Consider the following 25,948-nt stretch of genomic DNA (forward strand, 5'->3'; position numbering starts at 1 on the left):
TTGTAAAGCTATATTTATTTGTGTTATAATGTTCTAAAGGAATAATTGAAGGTGAGATAGGATGATAGATACAGAGCTTTTAAAAAATAATAAGCTTAAAGTAACCTTTGCTAGAAAGGTTATTTTACAGATACTGAAAGAGGCAGATACTGCTGTCAGCGCTGATTATATTTACGAAAAATGCTGTGAAAGAAATTATGGTATCAATCTTTCTACGGTTTATAGAACCCTTGAAGTTTTTGAAGAAAAAGCTATTGTAGAAAAATTTGATCTTGGTGATCGAAAGTACAGTTATTCTATTAAAAAAGACCATCATAACCATACTATAGAGTGTAATATGTGTCATAGGTCAATTGAATTAGAATGTCCTATTCAAATGTTAGAAGAGATAATTAAAAGCAAAACGGGCTTTACTATGATGGAGCATGAAATTCATATTAAAGGTGTATGTAAAAGTTGCCAGCAAAAGAAAGAAAAAATTATTTAACTTTATAAACCTCCTTTACCTTCCAAGTGCCATTGCTACGCTTTTCTAGCAATATTTTATAGGTAGCTGAGCTGCCCTTATGATTCTTTGATATTCCAGTTACAGATACTATGGCTAAGATATCATCGGAATAGGTTACCTCTGTGGAAGTAATGGAACTTAACTTATATTTATTAAATACTCCTTTAGTAAGCTTTTGCTCTATAACGTATGAAATATCTTTATTCTGATAAGTATTATAGTTATAATAAGCAGCTGAAATTATAATAATAATAAAAATAGCTATAAATGCAGTTTTTTTATTAAAGAAATTCATAAGAACCTCCTAGTAAAATTGAAGAAATTTTATTAGATATTTATATAGAAATTTTTATTATAATATATTCATTAGATTATAAATATAGATTAAGGAGTTGATTTAATTTGGATTTTTCATCCATTGTACTAATGGAAAGAGATAAAGAAAGTGGTATGCTTACAAAAGAAGTAGGCAGCTATAAGGTAGAAGAGGGCGCTGAGTATATTACTAGAGCTTTTTGTGAAGAAGGTATTGTACATATTACCTTTGATACAGGTAGAGATGTGGAGGATTGGGAATATTCCGCCATATATGATAATTTTTCTGAGGAGAATTTTAAAAAACATGGTTTTGAAATTACTTTTGATGAAGATGAATATAATCCTACTTGGCTTGTAAAATTCAAATTCATTGATGATTATTCGGAAATGGAATCAAAAATTTCTCTATTGTGTACATTAATAAGGAGTGAATTGGAAAGTACTTTTAAAGCTATAGAAGGCAAAGAAGAGGAATACAAAGAAGAAATATAGTAATGAAGGGAGAATTTATATGGCAGAAGCAAAAAAGACTAAAACTAGAGCAGAAATCGATGCTAAGGATAAATGGGATTTAAGCAAGATGTATAACTCAGATGATCTTTGGGAAAAAGATTTTGAAGGTTTAAAGCAGGAAGCACCAAAGCTTAAAGAATATGCTGGTAAATTAGGAGAGGCTGATTTACTATTAGAGTATCTTACACTTAACGAAAAGATTTCTAGAAGGGCAGAAAAGTTATTTATTTATGCTCACTTAAAATATGATGAAGATACTAGCAACACTAAGTATCAAGGGTTGAAGGACAGAATAGATACTTATTTGTCTGAACTTAGAGGATATCAAGCTTTTTTTGTACCTGAAATTTTAGCATTACCTGAGGGAACTATAGAAAAGGCCTTAGAAGAAAATGAAAAGCTAAAGCTCTATGATTTTATGCTTAAGGATATTTTAAAGGCTAAGCCTCATACTTTAAGCAAGGCGGAAGAGGAATTATTGGCTAAAGTATCAGATTGCTTAGATGCTCCTGATAATATTTATAGCATTCTTACTAATGCAGATATGACCTTTCCTGTTATAAAGGATGAAGAAGGAAATGATGTGGAGCTTACAGAGGTAAATTACGGAAGCTTTATTAAAAGCAAGGACAGAAAGGTTAGAGAAGCAGCCTTTAAGGCCCTATTTAATACTTATGGAAAATATAAAAATACCTTTGCAGTTTCCTTAACTTCCTCTATAAAGAACTTTATTTTTGATTCTAAGGTAAGAAAGTATAATTCTGCATTAGAAAGCTCTTTAAAGCCTAATGATATTCCTGTAGAAGTATATCATAATGCTATAGATACTATTAATAAAAATCTTTCTGTATTACATAGATATGTAGATATAAAGAAAAAGCTTTTAGGATTAGATGAAATTCATATGTATGATTTATATGCTCCACTAATAGAAATTGAAAAGCAGCATATAGAGTTTGATGAGGCGGTAGAAATAGTTAAGGAAGGACTTAAGCCTCTAGGAGAGGAATATTTATCTATCTTTGATGAAGGTGTAAATAGTGGTTGGATAGATAAGTATGAAAACAAGGGTAAAAGAGGTGGAGCTTATTCTTGGGGATCTTATGATACTATGCCTTATGTGCTATTAAACTATAATTATGAGCTTAACGATGTTTCTACATTAGCTCATGAAATGGGACATTCAATTCATTCCTATTATTCAAGAAAGAATCAACCATATATTTATGCAGATTATACTTTATTCTGTGCTGAAGTAGCTTCAACTACTAACGAAGCCTTGCTTATACATCATTTGATAGATAAAGAAACTGATGAAAAGAAAAAGCTTTACTTGATAAATCAAGAGTTGGAGCAAATCAGAACTACAGTATTTAGACAGCTAATGTTTGCAGAATTTGAATTGATAGCTCATGAAAGCATTGAAGAAGGAAAACCACTTACCGCTGATGAACTTTGCAGCATTTGGCACGATCTTAATGTAAAATACTTTGGACCTAGCATGGTAGTGGATGAGGAAATAGATATGGAATGGGCTAGAATTCCACACTTCTATTCTGATTTTTATGTTTATCAATATGCTACTGGTTACGCGGCAGCAAGCTCCTTTGCTAGAGCTATTTTAGAGAATGGAGAAGAAGCGGTTGAAAAATACAAAGGCTTTTTAAAGGCTGGCGGCAGCGATTATCCAATTAACATATTGAAAAAGGCTGGAGTTGATATGACTACCCCTAAGCCATTAGAAGATACTATTAAAAGATTCTCTGAATTGCTTGATATGATGGAAAATCATCGTTAGAATATAATATAAATTAATATTTAAGAGATTCAGCTCTGCTGGATCTCTTGCTCTTATTGCTTAGAAGTAGTATAAAAAGGTGTGATATTTTGAAGGAGAAATTTCAAAGAGATCTAATAAATTATTTTTTATCCTCAGGCCAATTTGGGGTTTATGAGCTGGGAGAAAACAAGCAAAAGCAAACTATCTGGATGATCCAGGGCAGCATAGGACAGCTAGATGAAATAATGGTAGTTACTAATAGAGAAGATTATGAGCTCACTAAGGAGCTACTAGAAAAGCATATTAGTAAGTCCTATGTTGGAAATAGGGGTATCGGTATTACCATCACTGTTTTATCTTCTGCTAAGGATACAGTTATAAATAGAGATGAAACTGCCATAAACAGCGACTTTTTAGTAGCTTCCGCAGTGATTCAAATTGATATGAAAGACTTAAGCATTATTCAGCAAATAGGATATACTAACAGTCTTCAAGGAGTTCTTGCCTATGTAGAAAACCAAAAAAGAATACAAGTCAAACCTAAGGACTCTTTTCTTACAATTACCAATTTACTTATAGCAATTAATGTTATAATGTTTATTATTACAGCTACAGTTTCAAAAAGTTTATTAGATATTGACATACAGGTATTGATTAAATTTGGTGCCATACTCAAGCCCCTAATTGATTTAGGAGAATATCATAGATTAATTAGTGCTATGTTTTTACATGGGGGATTGTTACATCTAGTAATGAATATGTATGCTTTATGGTTGTTAGGGAATATAATAGAAAAAGCCTATGGCAAATTTAAATTCGGTGTCATTTATATATGTTCAGGCTTGGTAGGGTCTTTATTTAGTTATTTCTTTTTAAAAGCATCCTCCCTTTCTGTGGGAGCTTCTGGAGCTATCTTTGGATTAATGGGGGCCTGCATTGTATTTGCCTTAAAAAGAAAAGACACTATAAGAAAAAGCTTCTTGCAAAGTATATTTCAAGTACTAGTAATCAATTTGGTAATAGGTTTTTCCACTAGTAACATTGACAATGCTGGGCATATTGGAGGACTATTAGGAGGACTTCTTATTACTGCAGCTTTAGATCAGAAAGTAGCTGAAAAATAGAATAGTTTTGGATAAAATTGATATGCTCCTCTCATGGTAAGCAGTTTATATAAAAAGAACTGTTTATTATGAGAGGAGCATTTTTTACTAAATTCAAGATAATCTTTACAAGCTTTTATTTTTACTTCTTTACTATACTTTGGTTTTCTTCCTATAAAAAATACCTCCAAAATAGATAATCTAATTTTAATTAATTAGACTGTTTACTTTGGAAGTATCATATCACTATTATACTTGTTTAATATTTTAATTAGATTTTTGTATTTAAACAAATAATTTTACTTATTGAAGCGTATTGACAAATGTATAAAATAACCAATAAATAAAATTATATATAATATTTAATTATATTTATTAATTATATTAATTTTGCAAAGAGAATAAGAAAGGAGATAATATAATGAATTAGTATAATTACATGAATGATATAAAAATAAAAAGAAAGTTGTTTTTAAGGAAAGATAAACAGAATTATGGGTATCCTCCAAAATCAATAGTTTTCAGGATAGAATTGAAAATAGACAGGAATTTTTAAATGAAGATCCTGGTGAAAAAAACATTAAAATTATATATCCTATAGAAATCCAGTCTTGGAATAACAATTGGTCTAATTTATCAACATACTTTAATTTTCTCCCATAAATAAGGAGAATAAATTTATACTACAAATGCACTAGAAGGATTCAATAGACAACTAAGAAAATTCACAAAGGTTAGATCTTGTTTTCCAACTGATGATTCTCTTAGTATGGTTCTATATCTAGCTATAAGTATGTATAATACTAGATATTTTGCAAATACTAATACCACAAACAGTTATACCTTCTCAGTATTAGTAATACCCAAATAAAATAAAAATTACTACAGGGAATATATTCCTGTAGTAATTTCCAAATAAATCATACCTTGTCTAATTGAATTTACACAATTATATGGACGTTCTTCTAGAGAATGGGAATTTACATGCTAATTAAATCTTCATAATAAAGAGTTTCTTTCTCTAATAAAGCTCTAGTAATACTTTCAAGTTTATTTCTTTCTTTAATTAATAAAGTTTTTGTTTCTTCGTATAATTTTTCTGTTAATGATTTGCACTCATCTAAAAGTTCATTAGAGCTAGCATTGAAGGAGTTATTTATTTCGTTTAAGCTTAATAGTCCTAAAGTTTTGCCCATACCATATTCTGTTACCATTTTAGCTACAATCCTAGTTGCCTGCTGTATATCATTGTAGGCGCCTGTAGTAACATAATCTTTGCCGTATATGATTTCTTCAGCGGCTCTGCCACCGAAAAGTACCATAATTCTTCTTTTTAGGTAATCTTCATTATGATACATATTATCTTCTGGTATGCTTAAGGTATAACCACCAGCTCCCTTGGTGCTAGGTATTATGGTAACCTTTGAGACCTTATCTTCTGGTAGCATGCACATGTTTACTATTGTATGTCCTACTTCATGATAGGCGGTTATTTCTCTATCTTTTTCTTTGATGGATGAACGATCAATTTTTTCATGACCTGCTACTACAATGGAAAAGGCCTTATCCATATGCTCCTCAAGGATGTATTTGCTTTCATCCTTGCAGGCTAATATAGCTGCTTCATTTACTAAGCTCTCAAGCTTTGCTCCAGAGAAATAGGAGGTTTTTTGAGCCCACTGTTTTACATCTAAGTCTTTAGTAGGCTTGTTTTTTAAGTGTAGGTTTAAGATTTTCTCCCTTGCAGCTACATCGGGAAGAGTAACTTCAATATGTCTATCAAATCTACCAGGTCTTAGTAGAGCAGAATCTAGCATATCTAACCTATTAGTAGCAGCTATTACTACTATACCATCGCTGTCATTAAAACCAGACATTTCAGTTAGTAGGGCATTTAAGGTTTGGTCTCTTTCATCAGAGCCTCCACCAGCCTTGTTTGAATCTCTTTTTTTACCTATTGCATCAATTTCATCGATAAATATTACAGCTTTACCGTTAGCCTTAGCTTTTTTAAACAAGCTTCTTATTCTGCTAGCACCAACCCCTACGTATACTTGCACAAAATCTGAACCAGACATAGCATAGAAAGGAACTCCTGCTTCTCCTGCTACAGCTTTGGCTAATAGGGTTTTACCGGTGCCAGGTTCACCGTAGAGAATGATTCCTTTTGGCATTCTTGCGCCATAAGCGGCGTACTTTTCAGGTTTTTTAAGAAAATCAACTATATCTTTTACGCTTTCTTTAGCTTCTTCATTACCCGCTACACTGCTAAAATTATATTTGAAGTTTTCAGCTTCATTCACATCTAGAGCATCTACGGAAGTATACTTTTTATATGGGATACTTCCAGATTTCATAAACAATACTAGAAGGGCAACCATTGACAAGGCTAAAGTAGCGGGAGGTAAAATGTCCATTAAATCATTACCTGCACCTTCAACCACCTTGATATCTTCAATAAGTAAATCTTCTTTTAAACTGTCGCTTCTTGGATTGTCTGTTTTATAGCTTGTGCCATCTTTTAGCAGCACCTTAATCTTTGAGGCATTAGTTAAGTATACCGTATCTATAATTTCAGCCTCTATATCTTTATTAAAATCTGAATAATTCTTATATTTATTAAAATCGCTATTTAAATTTCCCGCGAGTATGGCAATAATTGAAATAAGGGCAGTAATTATAGGAATTATAATGAACTTTTTCTTATGTTTATTCATAATAATTCATCTATCTCCTTTCAAGTTGGTTTACATAATATTATTATAGTGTTTTTTTACTTAATGTCTAATTTTATTCATAAAAATTACTAATGTAAATCTTGGATATAAATTCACTATTAATAATTTTTATTGTATACTTATATTTAGACATTTAACTTAAAAGGCAATTTAAGTTCATTGATTCAATAATCTATACTTAAGTTATGTATTGAATTTTCAATCAAATGGGGTGTTACAGTGAATATAAGTGAAGTTAATTTTACTTTAAGTACAGAGGATATAGAAAGCATAATAAAGGATTTTCTGAAGGTACCAGGTCTAACTATTGATGCTATAAATATTGACAAGCATATATACATAAAAGGTAACTATAAAAAAATTATAAAAATTTCTTTTATGGTGGAACTTAGTCTTCTTAGCGTAAGAGATGAAAGTATTTCTTTTATTATTGAAAAAGTGCAAGTAGCAAAAGTACCAGTATTTAAGTGGCTTCTGAATTTGATATTAAGTAAGTTGATTAAAACTGTGAAGGATTTAGGTATTACTGCCGAAAAAGGCGTTGTAAATTTAAATATACCTAAGCTTTTGACAAAGCTACCAATAAAATTAGGATTTAAATTAGATAACATTCAATTGCTTAAGAATAAGATTTATGTAGAGATAAAGAAAATAAACTTATGCCTTAATGGACAAGTTTTACAGATTCAGCAAGAGGTTGTAAAAAATGAAGAGAAGAATAATTCTAATACTTCGCCAGTATTGGATCAAGAGGATAGGTATAGTAAGTTAAGACGTGAACTAGAAAATAAAATACCTGAAAAGAATAAATTATTGATACCATATATAATGCTGTTACCGGATTTTATAGCTTTAATTGTTAGATTGTTTAAGGATAAAAGAGTACCTTCTAAGATAAAAATAATATGTGGAGCTGTAATTACATATTTTGCTTTACCCTTTGATATAATTCCAGATTTCCTTCCTATAATAGGCAAGATAGATGATTTGGCTATAGTATTTTATGCTTTAAATAAGATAATTTGCAATGTGCCAGAGGAAGTTATAAAAGAAAATTGGGAAGGTGAAGAAGAGATAATATTAGTTATAAGAAAGGGTATAGATATCTTATATAATACAATAGGAATAAAAAATGTTGTTAATACTTGTAAATGGTTTACAAAGGTAACGAAAAATAAAGCTGAGCAGAATAAAGTAAAGGAGACTAAATCAGATGGGCAAGAAAGTTTACGCCATTAAAATAGGATATGACAAGGTTAAGGGGGAAGAGGTAAAGGATCTAATAGTTGATTCCTGGACTGAGTGTGAAAAGTACATAAAAGGAGTTAAAGGGGCAAAATATAAAAGTTTTACAACAATGGCTGAAGCTCAAGATTATTTATCACATGGAGATCCTATATTGAAAAAAGGAAAGGATACATACCCGCTTGATATACATCATGCTTATGTAGATGGTAGTTATAATATAGATACGGGAAAATATTCTTATGGATTACTTATAACTAAGCAAAATGTAGTAACCTATATAGAAAATGGTGTGGCAGCAGATGACAGTTTACGCGATATTCGACAAATAGCTGGAGAATTGAAAGCATCAATAAGAGCTCTTCAGTATTGTAGTGAAAATAATATTAAAGAGCTTGTGATTTTTCATGACTATGAAGGGGTTTGTTATCATGCTACTGGTTTTTGGGAGCGTAAGGAAGAATCTTCAAGAAGATACTATGAAAAGTTCAATAAGCTTGTTAATGAACATAACATAAAGGTATACTTTGTTAAAGTTGATAGCCATACTGGAGATTTGTACAATGAAATGGTTGATGAATTTGCAAAGGCAGCAGGAGGACTAAAGTTAAATTATGAAACCGAAAAGCTGCTAAAGATTAATGAGCTTATGGTAAAAGAAGAGAGCTTGAAATATAAATTAAAGGAAATTATAATAACAGAAGCCTTATTGGAAAAAATAAAGATAAGGAAAATTTAATATGATATCTTATTTGCGACTATAAAGTCGCTTTTTTTATGGAAAAATAATGAGAATTTTGCTGCATAAATTGGAAAGATTGTGGTATAATTAAATCGATTATCGCTTATATTTTAATGAAATTAAATTTTTGTGGATATTTTGAAAAGGAAGAGTGATTATGGAAATATTATCACTAGGTGAAAAGATAAAAAGAAGACGAAAAGAATTAAATATGACACTGAAGGATTTAGCTGGGGATAGAATCACACCAGGCCGGATATCTTTAGTTGAATCAGGAAAGTCTAATCCAAGTATGGACTTGCTAGAATATTTGGCAGATACTTTACAGACTTCTATTGAATATTTGATGGAAACAGAAGAGCATCAAGCAGAAAAGATATGTATATACTTTGAGAATATGGCAGAAGCCTGCATGATAGATGAGGATTTAGGCTCTGCAGAAAGAAATATCGATATGTCTATATATTATGCGGAAAAGTATAATTTAGAATATCGAAAAGCTAAAAATTTATATTTTAAAGGTAAGATTCATAATATGCGTGAAGAATATGCTGCGGCTCAAGAATTTTTCTTATCTGCCAATGCGGTCTTTATAAGATTAAATCAATATGAAGATACCATAAATACATTGTTAAGTTTAGGTAATGTTACTTACAAATTAAGAGCTTATCATTCTGCTATTAGTTATTTTCAACAGGCAGAAAAGGTATATTTTGATCATGAGATAGGAAACGACATTCTTATTGCAGAGATCTACTATCATATTGCCTTAACCTTTTACAAGTTAGGTAATATAGACAAGTCTATAAATTATTCCTTTTTAGCTAAACAGAAATTTGATCAACTAGGAAATAAGAGAAGTTATGGGAAGGCATTAATGCTTTTAGCTGAGGAATACAATAAAAAAGGAGACCTTGATAACGCTATTAAGTATTCCAAAAAGACTTTAGATATATTCAAGGAATTGGAGGATTCCTGTTATATTGGACAAATTGAAAACAATCTAGGAAGATTATTCTATGAATTTGAAAATATTGAAGAGTCTTTCATACATTTAAATAGGGCAAAGGAAATAAGACAAAGGAATAATGATGGTAAGTTAAGTGAAACATTAGTTAATTTGTGTGAAAATTACATTAAATTAAAGGATTTAGATAATTGCAATAGGACTTTACAAGAAATAATTGATAATATTAGAGATGGAGATAATGGTAGTTTAATCAATTATTATTTGCTAAAATACAGAGTTAATTTGTTAGAGGGAAATCATAAAGAGGCAGAACATACTTTATTGACAGCCCTGAATTTTGCTCAAAATATGGAACTATTGAAACAGGCTGCAGAGATTTCTATAACATTAGGAAAGTTTTATATAGACAGCAAAATGGATGAGAAGGCAGCTAAATATCTCAATGATGGTGTTGAGATATTTAAAGAACTAGGAATAATAAAAGAATAAAGAAGCAAATGATATATTGAGAGATGGATGGGTGGTAAGTCATGGAAATACTAGCAACAGGGGAGAAAATAAAAAGGGCTAGGGTATATAAAGGATTAACTTTAAAAGATATATGCGGTGATAAGTTATCAATTTCTAAGTTGAGCTGTATTGAAAATGATAAGATTAAGGCAGAACCAGAAATTTTGCAGTATATTTCTAAAAAGTTAGATATTGATTATGATTATTTAACTGAGAGCACAAAAAGTCAGCTAGAGAGAAATTTGAAACTTTTAAAAAGCAAAAAAGATATAGAAGGTTACGAAGAGGCTTTAAACTATAATCTGAATTTTGCACTTAATAGGGAGTATTATGATCTGGCTTTCGAGTTTATACACTTATTGTTTTCTTATTACTTAGATATAAGAGAAGTAAATAAGATTCAAGATATTACATCTACCTATTATCATATTTGTTATAAGTCAGGAAAAGATAAGCATTATTTTCTTTATTATAGCGATATGGGAAAGTATTTATACAGTTATAATGAATGTGAACAAGCTATAATATATTATACAATGGCTAAAAATATATTGAAAAAGAATGGTTATAAAGAAGAAAACTCTTTAGCTGAAGTCATATACAATGAGCTTTTATGCTATATTTCCATGAAGAAATATAGTTGTATTGATAAATTAGTTTTTCAGTTAGAGAGTCTTGTAGATAAAATAGAAGATCATGATTTAACTGGTAAGATATACCATTTGCTTGCAGGAGCTTACTTAATAATAAATGAGGATAAATTCAAAGAATATGAGAAGAAAACATATGAATATTATCAGGATATACCGGAAAAGTTAGGTAAGGCTAAATTAGATTTTGCTTTTACTTTGATTTATATGGGCTTAAAAGATAAGGCTATGGAATATATAAGACAGGGGTTGGAACTATGCTCAAAGTGTGAGCCATCGGTAAGAGTGGATTATGTCATTGGTTCCATCGGAGTTTTAATAGAATATGATATGTTTGATTTAGCGGAAGAATTATGCGATGATGCCTTAAACTATGCGATAGAATCAGGAGATGTTAAATATATTGATAGAGCTTATTATTATAAAGCTATGATTTTAGAAAAGAAAGCTAATTATGAAGAAGCTGAAATGTACATGAATCTTTCTTTAGATGCTTTCTTTAAATATGGAAATAAAAGTGAAAAAGTTAATAAATACATGGATATTGCTAATATGTATCATAAATTAGGTATAGTTAAGGAATCCCTTAAGTATTTAACATTAGCTATGAAGTTAGAGGATCCACTATAAGATAACTTTTGAATTTTATAATGGAATTCTATAAAATTAAGGAACATGAAATAGGAGGTATAGATAAATGGGTATTTTAGTATGTGGTGGTGCAGGTTATATTGGTAGTCATATGGTATCCTTATTAGCGGAAAAGGGTATGGAGGTTATTATAGTAGATAATTTTCAAAAAGGTCATAGAGATGCTGTAAAGGGACAAAAGATATATGAAGGAGATTTGAGAGACAGAAGCTTTTTGAATAAGGTTTTTTCTGAAAATGATATAGAAGCGGTTATTGATTTTGCAGCGGATTCATTAGTAGGAGAAAGTGTTACAGAGCCATTAAAATACTTTAACAACAATGTTGGAGGAACAATCAATTTATTAGAAACTATGAGGGACTATGGCACGAAGTACATAGTATTTTCTTCTACAGCAGCCACTTACGGAGAGCCAGAAAGTATTCCAATACAGGAGGCTGATAAGACTGAGCCTAAAAATCCTTATGGTGAATCAAAGCTTATGGTAGAAAAGATTCTTAACTGGTCAGCACAAGCTTATGGAATTAAATATACAGCTCTTCGTTACTTTAATGCAGCTGGAGCGCATCCTTCAGGAGAGATAGGAGAAGATCATAGACCAGAAACCCATTTGATTCCTTTGATATTACAGACAGCCTTAGGACAAAGAGAAAAGATAATGATATTTGGTAATGATTATAATACTGAGGATGGTACTTGTATTAGAGACTATATCCATGTAATGGATCTTTGCGAAGCTCATCTATTAGCTCTAAATAGAATGAAAAATGGAGGAGACAGTGCAGTATTCAATTTAGGTAATGGTAAAGGCTTTTCAGTAAAAGAGGTTATAGAAACTGCTAGAAGGGTAACAGGAAGAGAAATTAAGGAAGAGATAGCTCCAAGAAGAGCAGGAGATCCAGCGGTATTAATTGCATCTTCTGAAAGGGCTATAGAAGAGCTAGGATGGCAGCCAAAATATAACTCTTTAGAGAAGATAATAGAAACTGCTTGGAGATGGCATTTATCACATCCTCAAGGCTACGAAAAATAAAATATATTTTGATAAATTAGGCTTTAAGGTTAAGAAATAGTTATTGTGGGCTTTAAAGCCTATTTTCATGCAATTTCCACCTTTAATTATAAGCAAATAGTTAATCCTATAATTAGATATTCTAATAAGGTTTAACGCTTTAGGTGAGTATATGAATAAAAGGAGTAGTAAAGGAAAGAGTGAAAAGGTAGTAGTTATTCTATTAATTACTTTATGTTCTTTATGGTTTTTATTCAATAGATACAGTGTTTTCAAAGAAAAAGAAGCTATAAAGCTTATGAGCCCTTACGTGGTGATACCTACCAATGATGAAGGAAAGGTTGGAAAATCAAAATTAAGATATATGCTTTTGAAGGACATTAATGAAGTTTTTTTAACCTTTGATGATGGACCTACAGAAAACACTGTTAAAATATTAGAAATTCTTAATAAATATAAGGTGAAAGCTAGTTTTTTTGTAATAGGAGATCTAGCAGAAAGAAATAAAGATATAATTGTTAAGTTGAAAGATAGTGGTATGTGTATTTTGCCTCATAGCTATAGTCATGATTACAATATATATAAAAGCAAAGGTAAGTATTTTTCTGATTTAGAAAAATGCATTAAAGTTATTGAAGAAATAACTGGAAGGGATATTCCACCTTATACTAGAATGCCTGGCGGATCTGATAATACTATTGGTAAGGAAAGTGTATTGGAAGATATAAGACAAACTCTAAAGAAGAAAAATATGCGCTATGTAGACTGGAATGTAAGTTCTTTAGATGCTGTTAGTGTGTTTGTACCAAAAAGCATCATAAGGGAAAGTGTAATAAGAAAATGTGAGAATTGTAATTTTGCTGTAGTGTTAATGCATGATTCCAGCACTAAGCAAACAACGGTAGAATCTTTAGAGGATATAATTAAGTACTTAAAGGAGAATAATTTTATATTTAGAACCTTTGATGACATAACGGAAAGGGAAGAGAAGGAGATGATTGAAAGAAGAATTATATATAAATAAAAGCTTCAGGGAACCTGAAGCTTTTTAGATCATATTACTTGTCTTTTGCTAAAGCTAGTATATGTTCACGGGCTTTAATTTCGTAGCTGTCATCAAGAGGAGCTAGCTCTGTTAATCCGTATTTTTTCTCCAAAGCACGAAGCAATATTCTATCTGCTAGATCAGGATTTTTAGAGAGCAGGGAACCGTGAAAGTAACTACAGAAAGTGTTTTTATAAATACAACCTTCTGTGCCATCTTCACCATTGTTTCCATAGCCTAAAATAGTTTTGCCTAAAGGTGTTAAATTTCCTATATATGTTCTACCAGAATGATTTTCAAAACCTACGTAAGTTTCATTAAAATCTTCGTTGATAATAATTGTATTACCTATGAATCTGTTACTTCCGCCTTCTGTATAAATATCTAAAATATTTAGTCCTTCTAGCTTTTCGTTTTCAGGTGTAGTGTAGTATTTACCAAGCAACTGATAGCCACCGCATATAGCTAATAATACACCATTATCTTCTACGTATTCCTGTAAGGGGGCCTTTTTCTCCTTTATTAAATCTGGAGAAACGATAGATTGCTCATAGTCTTGACCGCCACCGAAAAAAACAATATCATATTTTTCTTTTTCGAAGGCATGGCCAATGGAACAATTTAAAACATTAACCGCTATTCCTCTTTGTTCTGCCCTATATTTAAGAATTAATATATTTCCAACATCACCATAAACGTTTAGTAAATCCGGATAAAGGTGACAAATATTTAGTTCCATTTTTAAGCCTCCCTACCATAGTTTTTTAATATAGCCTTTACTGTGAAGATACTTTCTAAATTCAATCATAGCGGTGTATGTAGCTAAGATGTATACAAAATCGCTAGGAGAATTTTTTATATTATCTAATAAGTTGTCAAAGTCTTCGCTGATTTTAAAGTTTTCTGTATTGAATCCTGCTACCTTTAGTCTTATAGCCATATCATAATTTCTAATTCCTGCTACTAGTATCTGCTGGATTTCAAGAGTGGTCATCTTTTCGAAGTTAACATCCCAAATCCAAGATACATCTCTGCTATCGGCATAATTATCATTTAAGAGGAAAGCAACGCTTACAGCTCTTTTGTCTAGGGATACGGTATCAATAGCCTGGTTATAGCCAGCAGGGTTTTTTACCAGTATTATTTTAACTTCTTTACCTTCAATATGTATTGTTTCTTGTCTTCCAAAATGACTAGTTTGATTTCTTAAGGATTCAGAAATAATGTCATCGCTTATACCTAGTTCTTTACATATAGAATAAGCACAAAGGCCGTTATATATATTATAGACTCCCGGTTGATTAATAATTATATTTTGGTCATTTATTGTTACGTTGGAGTAATAAGGAGTCATTTCTGCAATAGCATTAATAGCATATTTGAGCTCTGGTCTCTGATATTGACAATTAGGACAATAATAACTTCCCAAATGGTTGAAGGTTATGAGCTCATAGCTATAAGGATGTTTGCACTTTTTGCAAAATTTTGCATCTGCATTTACGTCTACAAGTTTAGAATCATATGGGCTTACATTAAAGCCGTAATAGCACAACTGATTATCCGTTGCAAGATCTCCTAAAAGAGACTCATCTCCATTAAGGACTAGCTTTGCTCTCTTAACATTATCTAAGCCTTCCATTATTTTAGATAGAGTAGTGTATACTTCACCATAACGATCTAGTTGATCTCTGAAAAGATTAGTTATTGTTATGATTTCAGGAGAAATATACTTGGTAATGAATTTTAAATTAGCTTCATCTACTTCTATTACAGCATAAGCGGATTCATTTTTACCAAATAGCTTATAATTATCAATAAAGGTCGCTGTAATTCCTGGAAGCATATTAGCCCCAGTACTGTTAGTTATAACTTTGTTACCGGAGTTTTTAATAGTGTTGTAAATCATGCTAGTAGTAGTGGTCTTGCCGTTAGTACCGGTAATTAGAATGGTTTTGTAGTTCTTTGCAACTACAGAAAGGATATCACTATCAATTTTTAAGGCCACTTTACCGGGGAAAGAGCTACCACCTTTAAAGATTCGTTTTGAAAGAAACAATACTATTTTTGAACTTATTATACTGAAAAGTGATTTAATTTTAATTTTAGACACCACCTGTTTATAAATTGACCATGTATAATTGTAACTTACCAAGGCCTAATCTAGTTTTTATGAATATCCTATGAAATTTTTGAATATAGATAGCTATTCTACATCTATATACTGAAAATTATCGCTTAATTGAAAATTTAAATTCATGTTATAGCTATTTATTTTTTCTAACAATTTAAGCTTTTCATCACCGGCTAAAGGCGTAGGTCTATAATCATTACGATCCTTTACTGAGGATACGCTACAGGGAATAACTCTTACGCCTACAGAGGATAATGTTTTGTCTTTGAATTTGAAATCAGCTTGGAATATATAGGTATCCTTATCAGAAGGATTGCTATTTCCTCCGAAACAGAAGTTTCCTAAGCTGTAATTGATATATTTACCCTTATAATATTCGATGCCCTGGATAACATGAGGATGATGACCTATAATTAAGTCTGCTCCATTATCAATAGCGTAATGGGCTAAAGTTTTTTGCACCTCATTTGGGGTTGTTTCTCTTTCTATACCCCAATGGAAAGTGACTACTACAATATGGGCCTCTTTTTTCATAGTTTCAATATCTTCTTTTACAGTTTTTAATAAATTATCATTAGTATCCCATCCTTGATAGCCAAGAAAGCCAAACTTAATTCCTTTTACTTCTGTTATCCATTTATAACCTTCACCAAAGTAGTTCACATTAAGTTTTTCAAGAGTAGCTATGGTATCTTCAAAGCCCTTTTGGCCATAATCATAAATATGATTATTTGAAATGTTAACTCCTTCGATTGACGCAGAAACAAGAGAGTTTGCAAGTTCTGGATCACCCTTAAAGTGATATTGAATCTTGTGATATTTCTCTCTTTTTTCTGTAGCGGTTGTAAATGTAGTTTCAAGGTTGGCAATAGTTATATCATCTTCCTTAAATATATGAGCTACATTGCTAAAGAGATAGCTGGGATCATTATCATTCTGTTGTACCATGGCTGGCAGTGAAGTAGCATAATAAAATTTAGGATCAGTACCAATAGTACTATCCCCTACAGCAGATAGTATTACATTAGTTTCTTCAACTATCGGAGTAGTAACTACAGGAGCAATATCTTCGTTTTTAGAATCATCTTCATTCTTTTTTTCAGCAGTAGTCTTTTGCTGTTCTATTTCTTTCTCTTTCCTTTCTGCATATTTAGTTACGGAATGACATATGTAAACAACACCTAAAATAGCAAAAAGTGATAAAATACAAATGGTAATAGAGAGAAAGAGTTTAGATTTTCCTTGTTTCTTTTTGAATCCTTTTGTCATGAGTTTGTACCTACCTTTCTTCATAAATATTTTATATTATTAATAAGCCTTTGTCTAATCTATATTTATCCTCAAAAATAACAAAAGAATCCAGAAGTATTTTGTGGGTTTTATAGACTAGTTTATACCAAGTATCAGATTATATTTACAGAAATAATAAATTAAGAATAATGAATAGGCTATGAAATATAGGGAAAATATATTAAAATTATATTGAAGTATAAATTTAAGTATATAAGTTTTGGATTTTATATCCAAAAGTAATAATGATATATTAAAATATGGTTATAATATTTCCAATGGTGAGTAAAGATATATTGTGTTGTTTAGCTCATGGAATTAAATATAGCCTATGTAATATATTATAAAAAATTCTAAAGAAAAGAAGGTGTAGTCTTGAATAGGAAAAAAGCTAAGTTGATTTTAGTTGCTCTAGTAACATCATTATCCATATTATCTGGGTGTAGTAAAGAAAGCTCCAAAAAGAGCTTAGAGGTAACTAAATGGGACAATGTTTATGAAGGTAAAAATATTCATTTTTACTATGAGGATTTTACAAATAGCCAAATAGAAGAATTAAATAGGCTTTATCAGCTTAATGGTACAATAGGTAGTCAAGGGGATGAACTAGAAAGGGCAATTCAGATAACAAAATGGATACATACCAAGATGCAATATTCTCAAGGAAGTGTAAGCACAAAAGAGGATGTAATTGAAATTTTGAAGGAAAAGGAAACATCACCTAAAGCTTCTGATAGAGAGTTTTCTATAGTATTTAATCAAGTTTGCACTGCCTTAGGCATATATGCAAGAAGAGGTGAATTTAGAGTTAAAAATGCAGAAATTGCAAAGGGTAGGGACTACTACAAGGTAAATGAAATATGGAGTGATAAATATAACAAATGGATAATGGTAGATCCTTCTGAAGGGGTTTACATTACAAAAGAAAATATTCCGCTAAGTGCTATGGAGGTAATTGAAAGCAAGCTTGAAAACATAGAAGTGAAAGGAATAGAAAATTCCAAGGACTACATTAGCAAATTAAGAAATTTTATATATTCATATACTATAAATATTGATAATAAGATTTATGGTAGTAAAAAAAGTAATTCTTATATTACTTATTTACCTAATGGTGAGTTGCCAGAGTTAAAGTTTAAGCAAGGATATGCACCACCAAGTATTTATGTGTACAACAGCTCTTTGTTTACAATATCACCAAAGGTGAACTATGTTGATGATAATAGCGATACAGTTCCTACTATGATAATTATGAAAAAGGTAGTAGATGAAAATAAGAATGACAATAAAACTTTTGTAGTTGGTGTATTTAAAAACAGTGTAATGGTTGATACTTATTATTTAAAAATTAATGATCAAGAATGGGAAAAAGTAGCCAAATATAAAGAAATAACCTTAAATAAAGGCAGTAACACTATAAGTTTATCTTTAGATGGTAACGAGGTTATTAGGGAAATTGTGATAGATAAAAAGATAGAATAATTATTCGAATAATATTTTGAAGATAATGTATATTTTTAAAGTTTAATGTAATAATATACTAACGTGGCATATAAGTAAAAAGAATCTAGACAGTGTTTTAAGAAAATGTTTAAAATAATTTATAGATAAAATTGACAATTAAACGTTTGTTATGATAAACTTCTGATTAGTATGTTAAATGTTTTGTGTGGAAAATTCAGAAAACTCTTGTATGAGTACACAATATGTGTGTATATATAAAAAACGGGCTTGGAGGGAGAGTTTTAAATGGCTAAGGAAATTAAGAAAATAGCTTTATTAACAGGTGGAGGAGATTGTCCAGGGTTAAACGCAGTTATCAGAGCAGTAACTAGGACAGCAATTTTAAAGTATGGTTATGAAGTAATTGGTTATAAGTTTGGTTACAGAGGATTATATAATAATGACTTTGTACCACTAACTCTAGATAGTGTTACTGGAATCCTTCATAGAGGTGGAACTATATTGTATAGTTCTAACAAAGACAATCTATTTGACTACACTGTTGAAGAAGATGGTAAGTTAGTTAAGAAAGATGTTTCTGATGTTGCAGTGGAGAATTTGAAAAAAGAAGGCGTCGATGTATTAGTTGTAATTGGCGGCGATGGAACTTTAACAAGTGCTAGAGATTTTGCAAGAAAAGGTGTAAATGTAATCGGTGTACCAAAGACAATTGATAATGATTTAGCAGCTACAGACGTTACTTTTGGATTTAATACTGCAATAGAAGTAGCTACTGAAGCTTTAGATAGATTACATACAACTGCTGAATCACATCATAGAGTTATGGTTTGTGAAGTTATGGGAAGAAATGCTGGTTGGATAGCTTTAGAAGCAGGTATAGCAGGTTCAGCAGACGTAATACTAATACCAGAAATTCCATATGATATAAATAAGATAGTTGAAAAAGTAAGAGAGAGAGAAGCTCAGGGAAAGCCATTTAGCGTAATAGTAGTAGCTGAAGGAGCTAAGTCTAAAGACGGTGAAGTTGTAGTAAGCAAGATCGTTGAAGACAGCCCAGATCCAATCAGATTAGGTGGAATAGCTAACAAGTTAGCACATGATTTAGAGCAAATAATTAAGGATCATGAAATAAGAAGTACAGTTTTAGGACATATCCAAAGAGGTGGAAACACTTCAACTTATGATAGAATTCTATCAACAAGATACGGTGTTGCTGCTGTAGAAATGATTAATGAAGGATTATTTGGAAATATGGTTTGCCTAAAGGGTGATAAGATTTCCTATGAAAGCCTAGAAAATGTTATAGGAAACAATAAGAATGTAGATCCGGAGGGAGAATTAGTAAAGGTTGCAAAGAGCATAGGAATATCTTTCGGAGATTAATAGAGTATAATAAAAGAGCACCTCATTGTGAGGTGCTCTTTTCCGTTAGTAAATAAAATTAATGCTTAATAAAAGTGTAGCACTGCTATGGGCATTGTGAATACAATATAATGTACTGTTATAAATAATTTAAGGAGATATATATGAGACAGTTTATTATATTGTCTTCCTGCGCTTGGGGAGAGATGCAACAGCGTCCCCATCATATGGCAAAAGCTTTAGCTAGATTAGGACATAAGGTGGTCTTTATTCAACAAGCTGGACCTAAGCTTGATGTGGATGAAATACCAGACACAAGGCACTTATTAAAAGTCCTGCTCCTAGGGAAGAAGGTTGTTGATTTCGGGGTAGAGGTTTATAGTTTGATCAACTTCAGCAAACATATAGAATTTATATATGAGCAGTATATAATATTACTAAACCATATGATGAACACCAATATGGATACTGTTATAGTAAGTTATTTTCCAAGGTTTGTGGCTCTTTTAGAAAGGGTAAGGGGAAAATATAGACTGGTATACGATTGCGTTGATGATCATGAGGATATGGAGTATTCTTATTGGTCTCAGCCTCAAGACATTGAATTGGAGCAAAGAATACTTGAAAGAGCAGACCTTATCCTTACAACCAGCACAGGACTATATTTAAGCAAATCTTATGGAAGAAAAAATGTGTTTCTCTCGAAAAATGCAGTTGATTTAGAGAGGTTTTCTGGAGAAAGGGAAATTCCGGAGGATTTACGAAATATACCAGATCCAAGAGTATGCTATGTAGGTGCTATCTTTGATTGGTTTGACGAAGAACTTTTTTATAAAGTTGTTGAAGCTAATCCAGATTTGTCCTTTGTTTTAATTGGACCTATTAAAAAAGGAATGATGAGAAAAAGCTTTCATAATCTTTATTTACTTGGTAATAAGCCTCATAAAAAATTATATGACTACATGTGTCATTGTAAGGTGGGGATAATACCTTTTAAGGACAATATAGATTTAATTATTCACTGTGATCCTATTAAATTCTATGAATATGTGGCTAGTGGAATTAAGGTAGTTTCAACTGCTCTACCGGAGCTTTGTATAAATGAGCCCTTTATATTTACTGGCCAGGGCTTTGAAGAATTTAATGCTTTACTTAGAAGGAGTATTGTTGAAGGCTTTGATAAAGAAGCTGCTATGAAATTTTTGCAGGAAAATACCTGGGACAGTAGAGCTAAGCAACTAAATAATATACTGGATGGAGAAATATTTGAAAGTTATAAGAAGGATTATATTTATTACAAACTTCAAAAAGAGTGGTTTCAGTACTTGAAAAAGTATCCACATCCTATATTGGAGTCCTTATATGGACTTAGCTATAGAGAAAAAAATGTAGATAAGTTTCTTTATTATTCGGAGAAGGCCTACAAGTTGCAAGCATCAAACTATACCTTGAAGAACTATGTTACTGCTCTTTATATGAAAAATGATATAAAAACAGCAGTTAAAGTGTTAATTCAAGATAGGAATGTAAAAGATCTTTATAAGGCAGAGTTAATTTCCTTGGCAGAAAAGGATCATAGTGACATTCTCAAGCTAAGGATACTTTTATCTATTAAGCAATTTTCACTATTAAGAAAAGAATTGCAGAACTTGAATAAGGACAGTAATAAAGGAAAATTTGAATTGGCCCATTATTATTATGAAATAGGCTATTATGATTATGCTTTACTAATCTATTCCAAGCTTAGATCTTCCTTAGAAGGTGACCAACCTTTGATGTATAGAAATTTAAGTGATATTCTAGCAAAAAAAGGTCATTTATATGCTTCACAAAAACTGCATTTTCAAATGATGGAAGCTGTAGATAGGATTCTTGGAAATAGTAATAGGCTTTTAGAATGGAAGGAGATTTTTAGCCAGAAAAATTACTGTAAAAGCTGTGGTTCTAAGGAATATAGCATGATTTTAGAAAGGGCAGATGGCCAGCCTATTGTAGCTTGTAAAAACTGTAGCTTTACATTTCTGAAACTCATCCCCAGTAGCTCTAATATTCATAAGCTTTATAATGAGAAATATTATAGTAATGAAGAGATTTATGGCTACAGGGGAAGCTTTTATGAAGAAGAAAAGCCCTATATGTTTTTGCCTAGATTGGAATGGGTAAATAAATCTAATATCTATGGACAAGATAGAAAGCTGTTAGATATTGGTTGTGGTGACGGGGAATTTTTGTCCTATGCTAAAGAATCAGGTTAGCAGGTTTTTGGGGTTGAAATATCTAAAGAGGGTTATGAGAAATGCAAAGAAAAGGGCATAGAAGTTTATAACAAGGAATTGAGAGAGATAGGCTTTAAAGACAATTCTTTTGATGTGGTTACCCTTTGGGATGTGATAGAGCATTATATTTATCCTAAGGATGAATTGAAAGAAATCTATCGAATATTAAAGCCAGGAGGGATACTCTTCATATCTACCCCCAATCATAAAAAGGGTAGGCTTATAGGGGCAAATTGGTTTGGATATAATGCATCCTATGAACACTTGTCTTATTTTGAAGGAATAACCTTATCTAAGATGCTTATGGATGTTGGATTTAGAATAGATACATCCTTCAGCCATGAAAATAATGATTGGAATTTTTATAATATTAAAGGAATAGGGCATATACTTTTAATGTCTGCAGTGAAATGATAAGGAGGCTGCTATACTACAAATAAAGAGTCTTAAGAATTCTAGACCTTTAATTATATATGTGTAGCAGCCTATATGATAGGAGATACTTGTAATTTTAGGATTGTGGTTTATAGGAATTTATAATTTCTTTTGAGCTATTAATTAAGGAGTGAAAATATTTCCTGTTATTTTGTACAACCTTCGAATAAGGCTTAAATTGTGCCGCCTTTTCGTTATATTCTATAGCAGCTTTAAGGTTGCCAAGTTTAAAATAGCATATACTCATTTCTGCATAAGGAAAATAGTCATAGCAGTCATGAATTACAGAACCGATAGTGTTTTTTGGTTTTTCTAGCTTTGTGGCAATTTGAAACCACGCAATGGCACGTTCATAGTCTTTTTCTTGGCTGTAAAGTCTTCCAAGCTCACAGCAGATTTCTGCTCTAGGAATTCCGAATTCAAAGGCTCTAAGTAGGGTTTGTACTGCTTTTTTTGTACTTACAAGTTTTGCATATATTTTGGATAAATCTACACAAGCATCTATATAGTTTGAAAAAAGCCCACCATCTTGAGCAAGAAACTTTTCGTAATATTTTATTGCTTCAGAATACTTTTTTTGAGCATTTAATTCCCGGGCATAATAGAAATAATTCCTGTGAGATAATTCTTTGCCACTTTTGATCCATTTTTCGAATATGTCTAAATTCCTGCTAGATCTTTTCTTTTCTTTTTTATGGGTAACAGCAATTTCAACCTTAATGATTTTTCCGGCTGGAATAAGATATTCATGTACAGGATCGTGCCACTTAAAGTTTAACCTTCTATTTACTATTCGCTCTCTATAATAGGTGCATAGAGGATTACCCTCTATATCTGTACCTAAATTGTATTGCATCATAACCATTCCAACTGAATGATCAAGCTTTTCTTTTAACTCCTTAAGATTTATCCTATCCTTTTCTAAAATCACATCATCTGCATCCATCCACATTATAAAATCCTTTGTAGCCTTTGAGAAAGAGTAATTCCTTGCTGCTGAAAAGTCATCTATCCATTCAAAATCATAAATATTCGATGTATATTTTTTAGCAATTTCCTTTGTTTTATCAATGGATCCTGTATCAACAATAATAATTTCATCAACGATATCTTTAACGCTGTCAAGGCATCGAGCTAATGTTCCTTCCTCATCTCGAACAATCATGCATAGGCTTATAGTGACCAAAATACCACCTCTAATAAATGCTTCAATAATAACATATGAAAAAACTGTGTATAAGTGACAAAGGAATATATTATTTATATTTTCTTATATAGAAATTAAAAAACATCAAAAATTCTACATATCTTAGAATTTTTATTAATATTTGATATCTGAGCTATGACAAAATCTATGCCTACTCTTTTATAATGGAGTCGAAAAACTTTTGATTAAGAGCAACTGCAGGGTGTTTAGGTTTTAATTTAGCTGCTTTCTTGTGATAACTTAAGGCAGTATCAAGATCGCCCATATAATAGTAACAGTGGCAAAGCTCTACATAGGGAATAAACTCCCAATACTCATCCATTATAAAGATCCATGTGAGCTTAGGACGTGGAATGGATAGGGCTAGTTTATACCAACAAACGGCAGTAGAATAATCCTTTTTATCTATATAATGCTTTCCTATAAGGCATAATACTTCTGCTCTAAGGGGGTCATACTCAAAGCTACGTATTAGGGTTTGTAATGCCAACTTGTCTTTATTTTGCTTTTTGTAAATTTGAGATAATTGAATACAAGCTTCTGTATATGGAGAGTATACATCTGGTTTCCTATCTAAGAATTTAAGATAGTATTTTATTGCCTCTTCTATATTTCCTAAAGCATAGCTTTCACGAGCATAATAGTAAAGGTATTTTGGATGAAAGTTTTTAGAACCCTCTAAAAATCTTTTCAATATGTCCAGATTTCTTTTTGAATTAGTTCCAGTACCATTATGAGTAATAGCTATTTCTGTATGAAGGACTTTTCCGTAAAAGTTAATATGCTCGTGAATAGGATCATACCATTTAAAATTGCTACTTCTTTTAACTAACCTTTCTCTGTAACATCCGTAGATTTCTTCCCCGTTAGCGTCTCTTTGTACTACATATTTCATTATTATTGCATCATATTCTAGACTGAGCTGTCTCTTGAGAAGCTTCATTTCTTCAAGATCTTTCTCAAGAACAATATCATCGGCATCAAGCCACATAATGTAGTCTTTTGTTGCCTTTGAAAATGAGTAATTACGAGCAGCGGAAAAATCATTGTTCCATTGAAAGTCATAGACTTTATCTGTATATTTATATGCAAGGTCCTTAGTTTTATCTTTGGAGCCGGTATCAACAATTATTATCTCATCTACAAGATCTTTTACAGAATCTAAGCATTGACTAAGTACATCTTCTTCATCTTTAACAATCATACATAGACTTATTGAGATCATTTTGTCCTCCTGTTAAATAACAATTGTTTTCAATAATGATATTAAGTGCTCATTCAGTTATTAACTGAATGAGCACAAAATTTACCATAGGATATTATATTAAGTTATTAAGGCTGTATTCTTGAGTAATCAGAATTAAAGATTTCATTTGTAGTAACTGCTCTTGTAATATCTGTCGTTCTAGAATAAACTGATACACATGGTGGTAATCCGCCAGGAGTAGTAATCTGCACTTCTACATGGTCTCCAAGTATACTAGCAGGAATTAAGTCACCTGCAAAGGTGATATCTACGGCGCAACCAGCACTTATAGTTGTAATGGTTGTTGTTATCAAATCACCGTTATCTGCTATTAGTGTTGTCTTTGGGCATGTATCAAGGTTATATGCAGTAATTGTTACGGGACCTATAGGCTCACTACAATTATTCAATATCATAACTTCTAACAATGGACTTGTTGCATGGAATGGTCCGGAACTTCTATTAGAATTTGTTGCACCAAGTTCATTTAATATTTGACTAACTTCGGATTTGATTTCTTCTAAACCGAAACTAGGATCAAATACAGCAGCTTCGATAGAGGAAACTTCAAATTGAATTTCCTGTAAACCGAAGCTTGGGTCAAATATAGCGTCTTCGATAGCGGAAACTTCGGATTTGATTTCTTGTAAGCCGAAGCTAGGATCCAGTACAGCAGCTTCAACAACAGAAATTTCAGACTTAATCTCTTCTAAACCAAAGCTAGGATCAGAAAGAGCATCTAATATAGCGTT

20 protein-coding genes and 3 pseudogenes are annotated in these 25,948 nt (G+C 31.4%); 15 read left to right on the plus strand and 8 right to left on the minus strand.

Translation table 11 applies throughout. The features are described from left to right. The first annotated feature begins 61 nt into the window (after positions 1-61). On the plus strand, positions 62-487 hold the full coding sequence (locus tag N3C_RS09860; RefSeq protein WP_074365867.1) for a Fur family transcriptional regulator: 426 nt from the start codon (positions 62-64) through the stop codon (positions 485-487). Here the strand turns inward: N3C_RS09860 and N3C_RS09865 are convergent. After that, positions 480-803: a hypothetical protein gene (locus N3C_RS09865; protein ID WP_083604512.1), complete on the minus strand. Its 324-nt coding sequence runs from the start codon at positions 801-803 to the stop codon at positions 480-482. The two genes, N3C_RS09860 and N3C_RS09865, sit on opposite strands and share 8 nt — an antisense overlap. A gap of 107 nt (positions 804-910) precedes the next feature. Between N3C_RS09865 and N3C_RS09870 the strand changes: the two genes are divergently transcribed. From N3C_RS09870 to N3C_RS09885, 4 genes and pseudogenes are all read left to right on the plus strand, one after another. Then, positions 911-1,318 carry a DUF6762 family protein gene (locus tag N3C_RS09870; RefSeq protein ID WP_074365868.1) on the plus strand — a complete coding sequence of 136 codons (408 nt, stop codon included), beginning with the start codon at positions 911-913 and terminating at the stop codon, positions 1,316-1,318. Positions 1,319-1,337: 19 nt separating this feature from the next. Further along, complete coding sequence (gene pepF, locus N3C_RS09875; RefSeq protein WP_074365869.1) at positions 1,338-3,137, plus strand: oligoendopeptidase F; 1,800 nt, start codon at positions 1,338-1,340, stop codon at positions 3,135-3,137. Positions 3,138-3,226: 89 nt separating this feature from the next. Further along, the gene (locus N3C_RS09880; RefSeq protein ID WP_074365870.1) at positions 3,227-4,243 is read left to right on the plus strand and encodes a rhomboid family intramembrane serine protease; all 1,017 of its coding nucleotides are present in this window, start codon (positions 3,227-3,229) and stop codon (positions 4,241-4,243) included. Positions 4,244-4,813: 570 nt separating this feature from the next. After that, positions 4,814-5,009, plus strand: a pseudogene (locus N3C_RS09885) (transposase); the annotation flags it as partial. Between the two features lie 193 nt (positions 5,010-5,202). On the opposite strand, the gene N3C_RS09890 reads toward N3C_RS09885, so the two are convergent. After that, positions 5,203-6,939: an ATP-dependent metallopeptidase FtsH/Yme1/Tma family protein gene (locus N3C_RS09890; protein ID WP_074365871.1), complete on the minus strand. Its 1,737-nt coding sequence runs from the start codon at positions 6,937-6,939 to the stop codon at positions 5,203-5,205. A 240-nt stretch (positions 6,940-7,179) separates the two neighbouring features. Here N3C_RS09890 and N3C_RS09895 point away from each other — a divergent pair, with 240 nt between their 5' ends. The 6 genes from N3C_RS09895 (at position 7,180) to N3C_RS09920 (ending at position 13,764) form a co-directional block, all read left to right on the plus strand. Then, positions 7,180-8,199 (plus strand): YkvA family protein, encoded by a 1,020-nt coding sequence (locus N3C_RS09895; protein ID WP_074365872.1) that lies wholly within the window; start codon positions 7,180-7,182, stop codon positions 8,197-8,199. Next, positions 8,174-8,944 (plus strand): ribonuclease H1 domain-containing protein, encoded by a 771-nt coding sequence (locus tag N3C_RS09900; RefSeq protein WP_074365873.1) that lies wholly within the window; start codon positions 8,174-8,176, stop codon positions 8,942-8,944. The genes N3C_RS09895 and N3C_RS09900 overlap by 26 nt, the downstream gene beginning before the upstream one ends. A gap of 160 nt (positions 8,945-9,104) precedes the next feature. Next, entirely contained in the window at positions 9,105-10,406 is a 1,302-nt protein-coding gene (locus tag N3C_RS09905) for a helix-turn-helix domain-containing protein (protein WP_074365874.1), read from the plus strand. 41 nt (positions 10,407-10,447) lie between these two features. Next, positions 10,448-11,707, plus strand: coding sequence for a helix-turn-helix domain-containing protein (locus tag N3C_RS09910; protein WP_074365875.1), 1,260 nt, complete (start codon positions 10,448-10,450; stop codon positions 11,705-11,707). Between the two features lie 67 nt (positions 11,708-11,774). Continuing rightward, a complete protein-coding gene (galE, locus tag N3C_RS09915; protein WP_074365876.1) occupies positions 11,775-12,761 on the plus strand; it encodes a UDP-glucose 4-epimerase GalE in 987 nt (328 codons plus the stop codon). Positions 12,762-12,912: 151 nt separating this feature from the next. Beyond that, the gene (locus N3C_RS09920) at positions 12,913-13,764 is read left to right on the plus strand and encodes a polysaccharide deacetylase family protein (RefSeq protein ID WP_083604513.1); all 852 of its coding nucleotides are present in this window, start codon (positions 12,913-12,915) and stop codon (positions 13,762-13,764) included. Between the two features lie 34 nt (positions 13,765-13,798). Here N3C_RS09920 and N3C_RS09925 read toward each other — a convergent pair whose 3' ends face one another. From N3C_RS09925 to N3C_RS09935, 3 genes are all read right to left on the minus strand, one after another. After that, positions 13,799-14,524 (minus strand): type 1 glutamine amidotransferase, encoded by a 726-nt coding sequence (locus tag N3C_RS09925; RefSeq protein WP_074365877.1) that lies wholly within the window; start codon positions 14,522-14,524, stop codon positions 13,799-13,801. 12 nt (positions 14,525-14,536) lie between these two features. After that, complete coding sequence (locus tag N3C_RS09930) at positions 14,537-15,895, minus strand: Mur ligase family protein (RefSeq protein WP_074365888.1); 1,359 nt, start codon at positions 15,893-15,895, stop codon at positions 14,537-14,539. 93 nt (positions 15,896-15,988) lie between these two features. Then, positions 15,989-17,209 carry a CapA family protein gene (locus N3C_RS09935; protein ID WP_083604514.1) on the minus strand — a complete coding sequence of 407 codons (1,221 nt, stop codon included), beginning with the start codon at positions 17,207-17,209 and terminating at the stop codon, positions 15,989-15,991. Between the two features lie 372 nt (positions 17,210-17,581). On the opposite strand from N3C_RS09935, the gene N3C_RS09940 reads away from it, so the two are divergent. The 4 genes and pseudogenes from N3C_RS09940 to N3C_RS09955 form a co-directional block, all read left to right on the plus strand. After that, entirely contained in the window at positions 17,582-18,688 is a 1,107-nt protein-coding gene (locus N3C_RS09940; protein ID WP_074365879.1) for a transglutaminase domain-containing protein, read from the plus strand. 267 nt (positions 18,689-18,955) lie between these two features. Continuing rightward, positions 18,956-20,053: a 6-phosphofructokinase gene (locus tag N3C_RS09945; protein WP_074365880.1), complete on the plus strand. Its 1,098-nt coding sequence runs from the start codon at positions 18,956-18,958 to the stop codon at positions 20,051-20,053. A 143-nt stretch (positions 20,054-20,196) separates the two neighbouring features. Next, on the plus strand, positions 20,197-22,287 hold the full coding sequence (locus N3C_RS09950; protein WP_074365881.1) for a glycosyltransferase family protein: 2,091 nt from the start codon (positions 20,197-20,199) through the stop codon (positions 22,285-22,287). Positions 22,288-22,299: 12 nt separating this feature from the next. Beyond that, positions 22,300-22,722 (plus strand): annotated as a pseudogene (locus N3C_RS09955) (class I SAM-dependent methyltransferase); the annotation flags it as partial. 97 nt (positions 22,723-22,819) lie between these two features. Here the strand turns inward: N3C_RS09955 and N3C_RS09960 are convergent. The 3 genes and pseudogenes from N3C_RS09960 to N3C_RS15065 form a co-directional block, all read right to left on the minus strand. Continuing rightward, the gene (locus N3C_RS09960) at positions 22,820-23,908 is read right to left on the minus strand and encodes a glycosyltransferase (RefSeq protein ID WP_306345594.1); all 1,089 of its coding nucleotides are present in this window, start codon (positions 23,906-23,908) and stop codon (positions 22,820-22,822) included. Positions 23,909-24,101: 193 nt separating this feature from the next. Beyond that, a complete protein-coding gene (locus N3C_RS09965) occupies positions 24,102-25,175 on the minus strand; it encodes a glycosyltransferase family 2 protein (RefSeq protein ID WP_074365884.1) in 1,074 nt (357 codons plus the stop codon). Between the two features lie 107 nt (positions 25,176-25,282). Continuing rightward, positions 25,283-25,948, minus strand: a pseudogene (locus N3C_RS15065) (hypothetical protein); the annotation flags it as partial.

Origin of the sequence: Clostridium sp. N3C (assembly GCF_900095445.1) — a bacterium.
Lineage (GTDB): Bacteria > Bacillota > Clostridia > Clostridiales > Clostridiaceae > Clostridium_AU.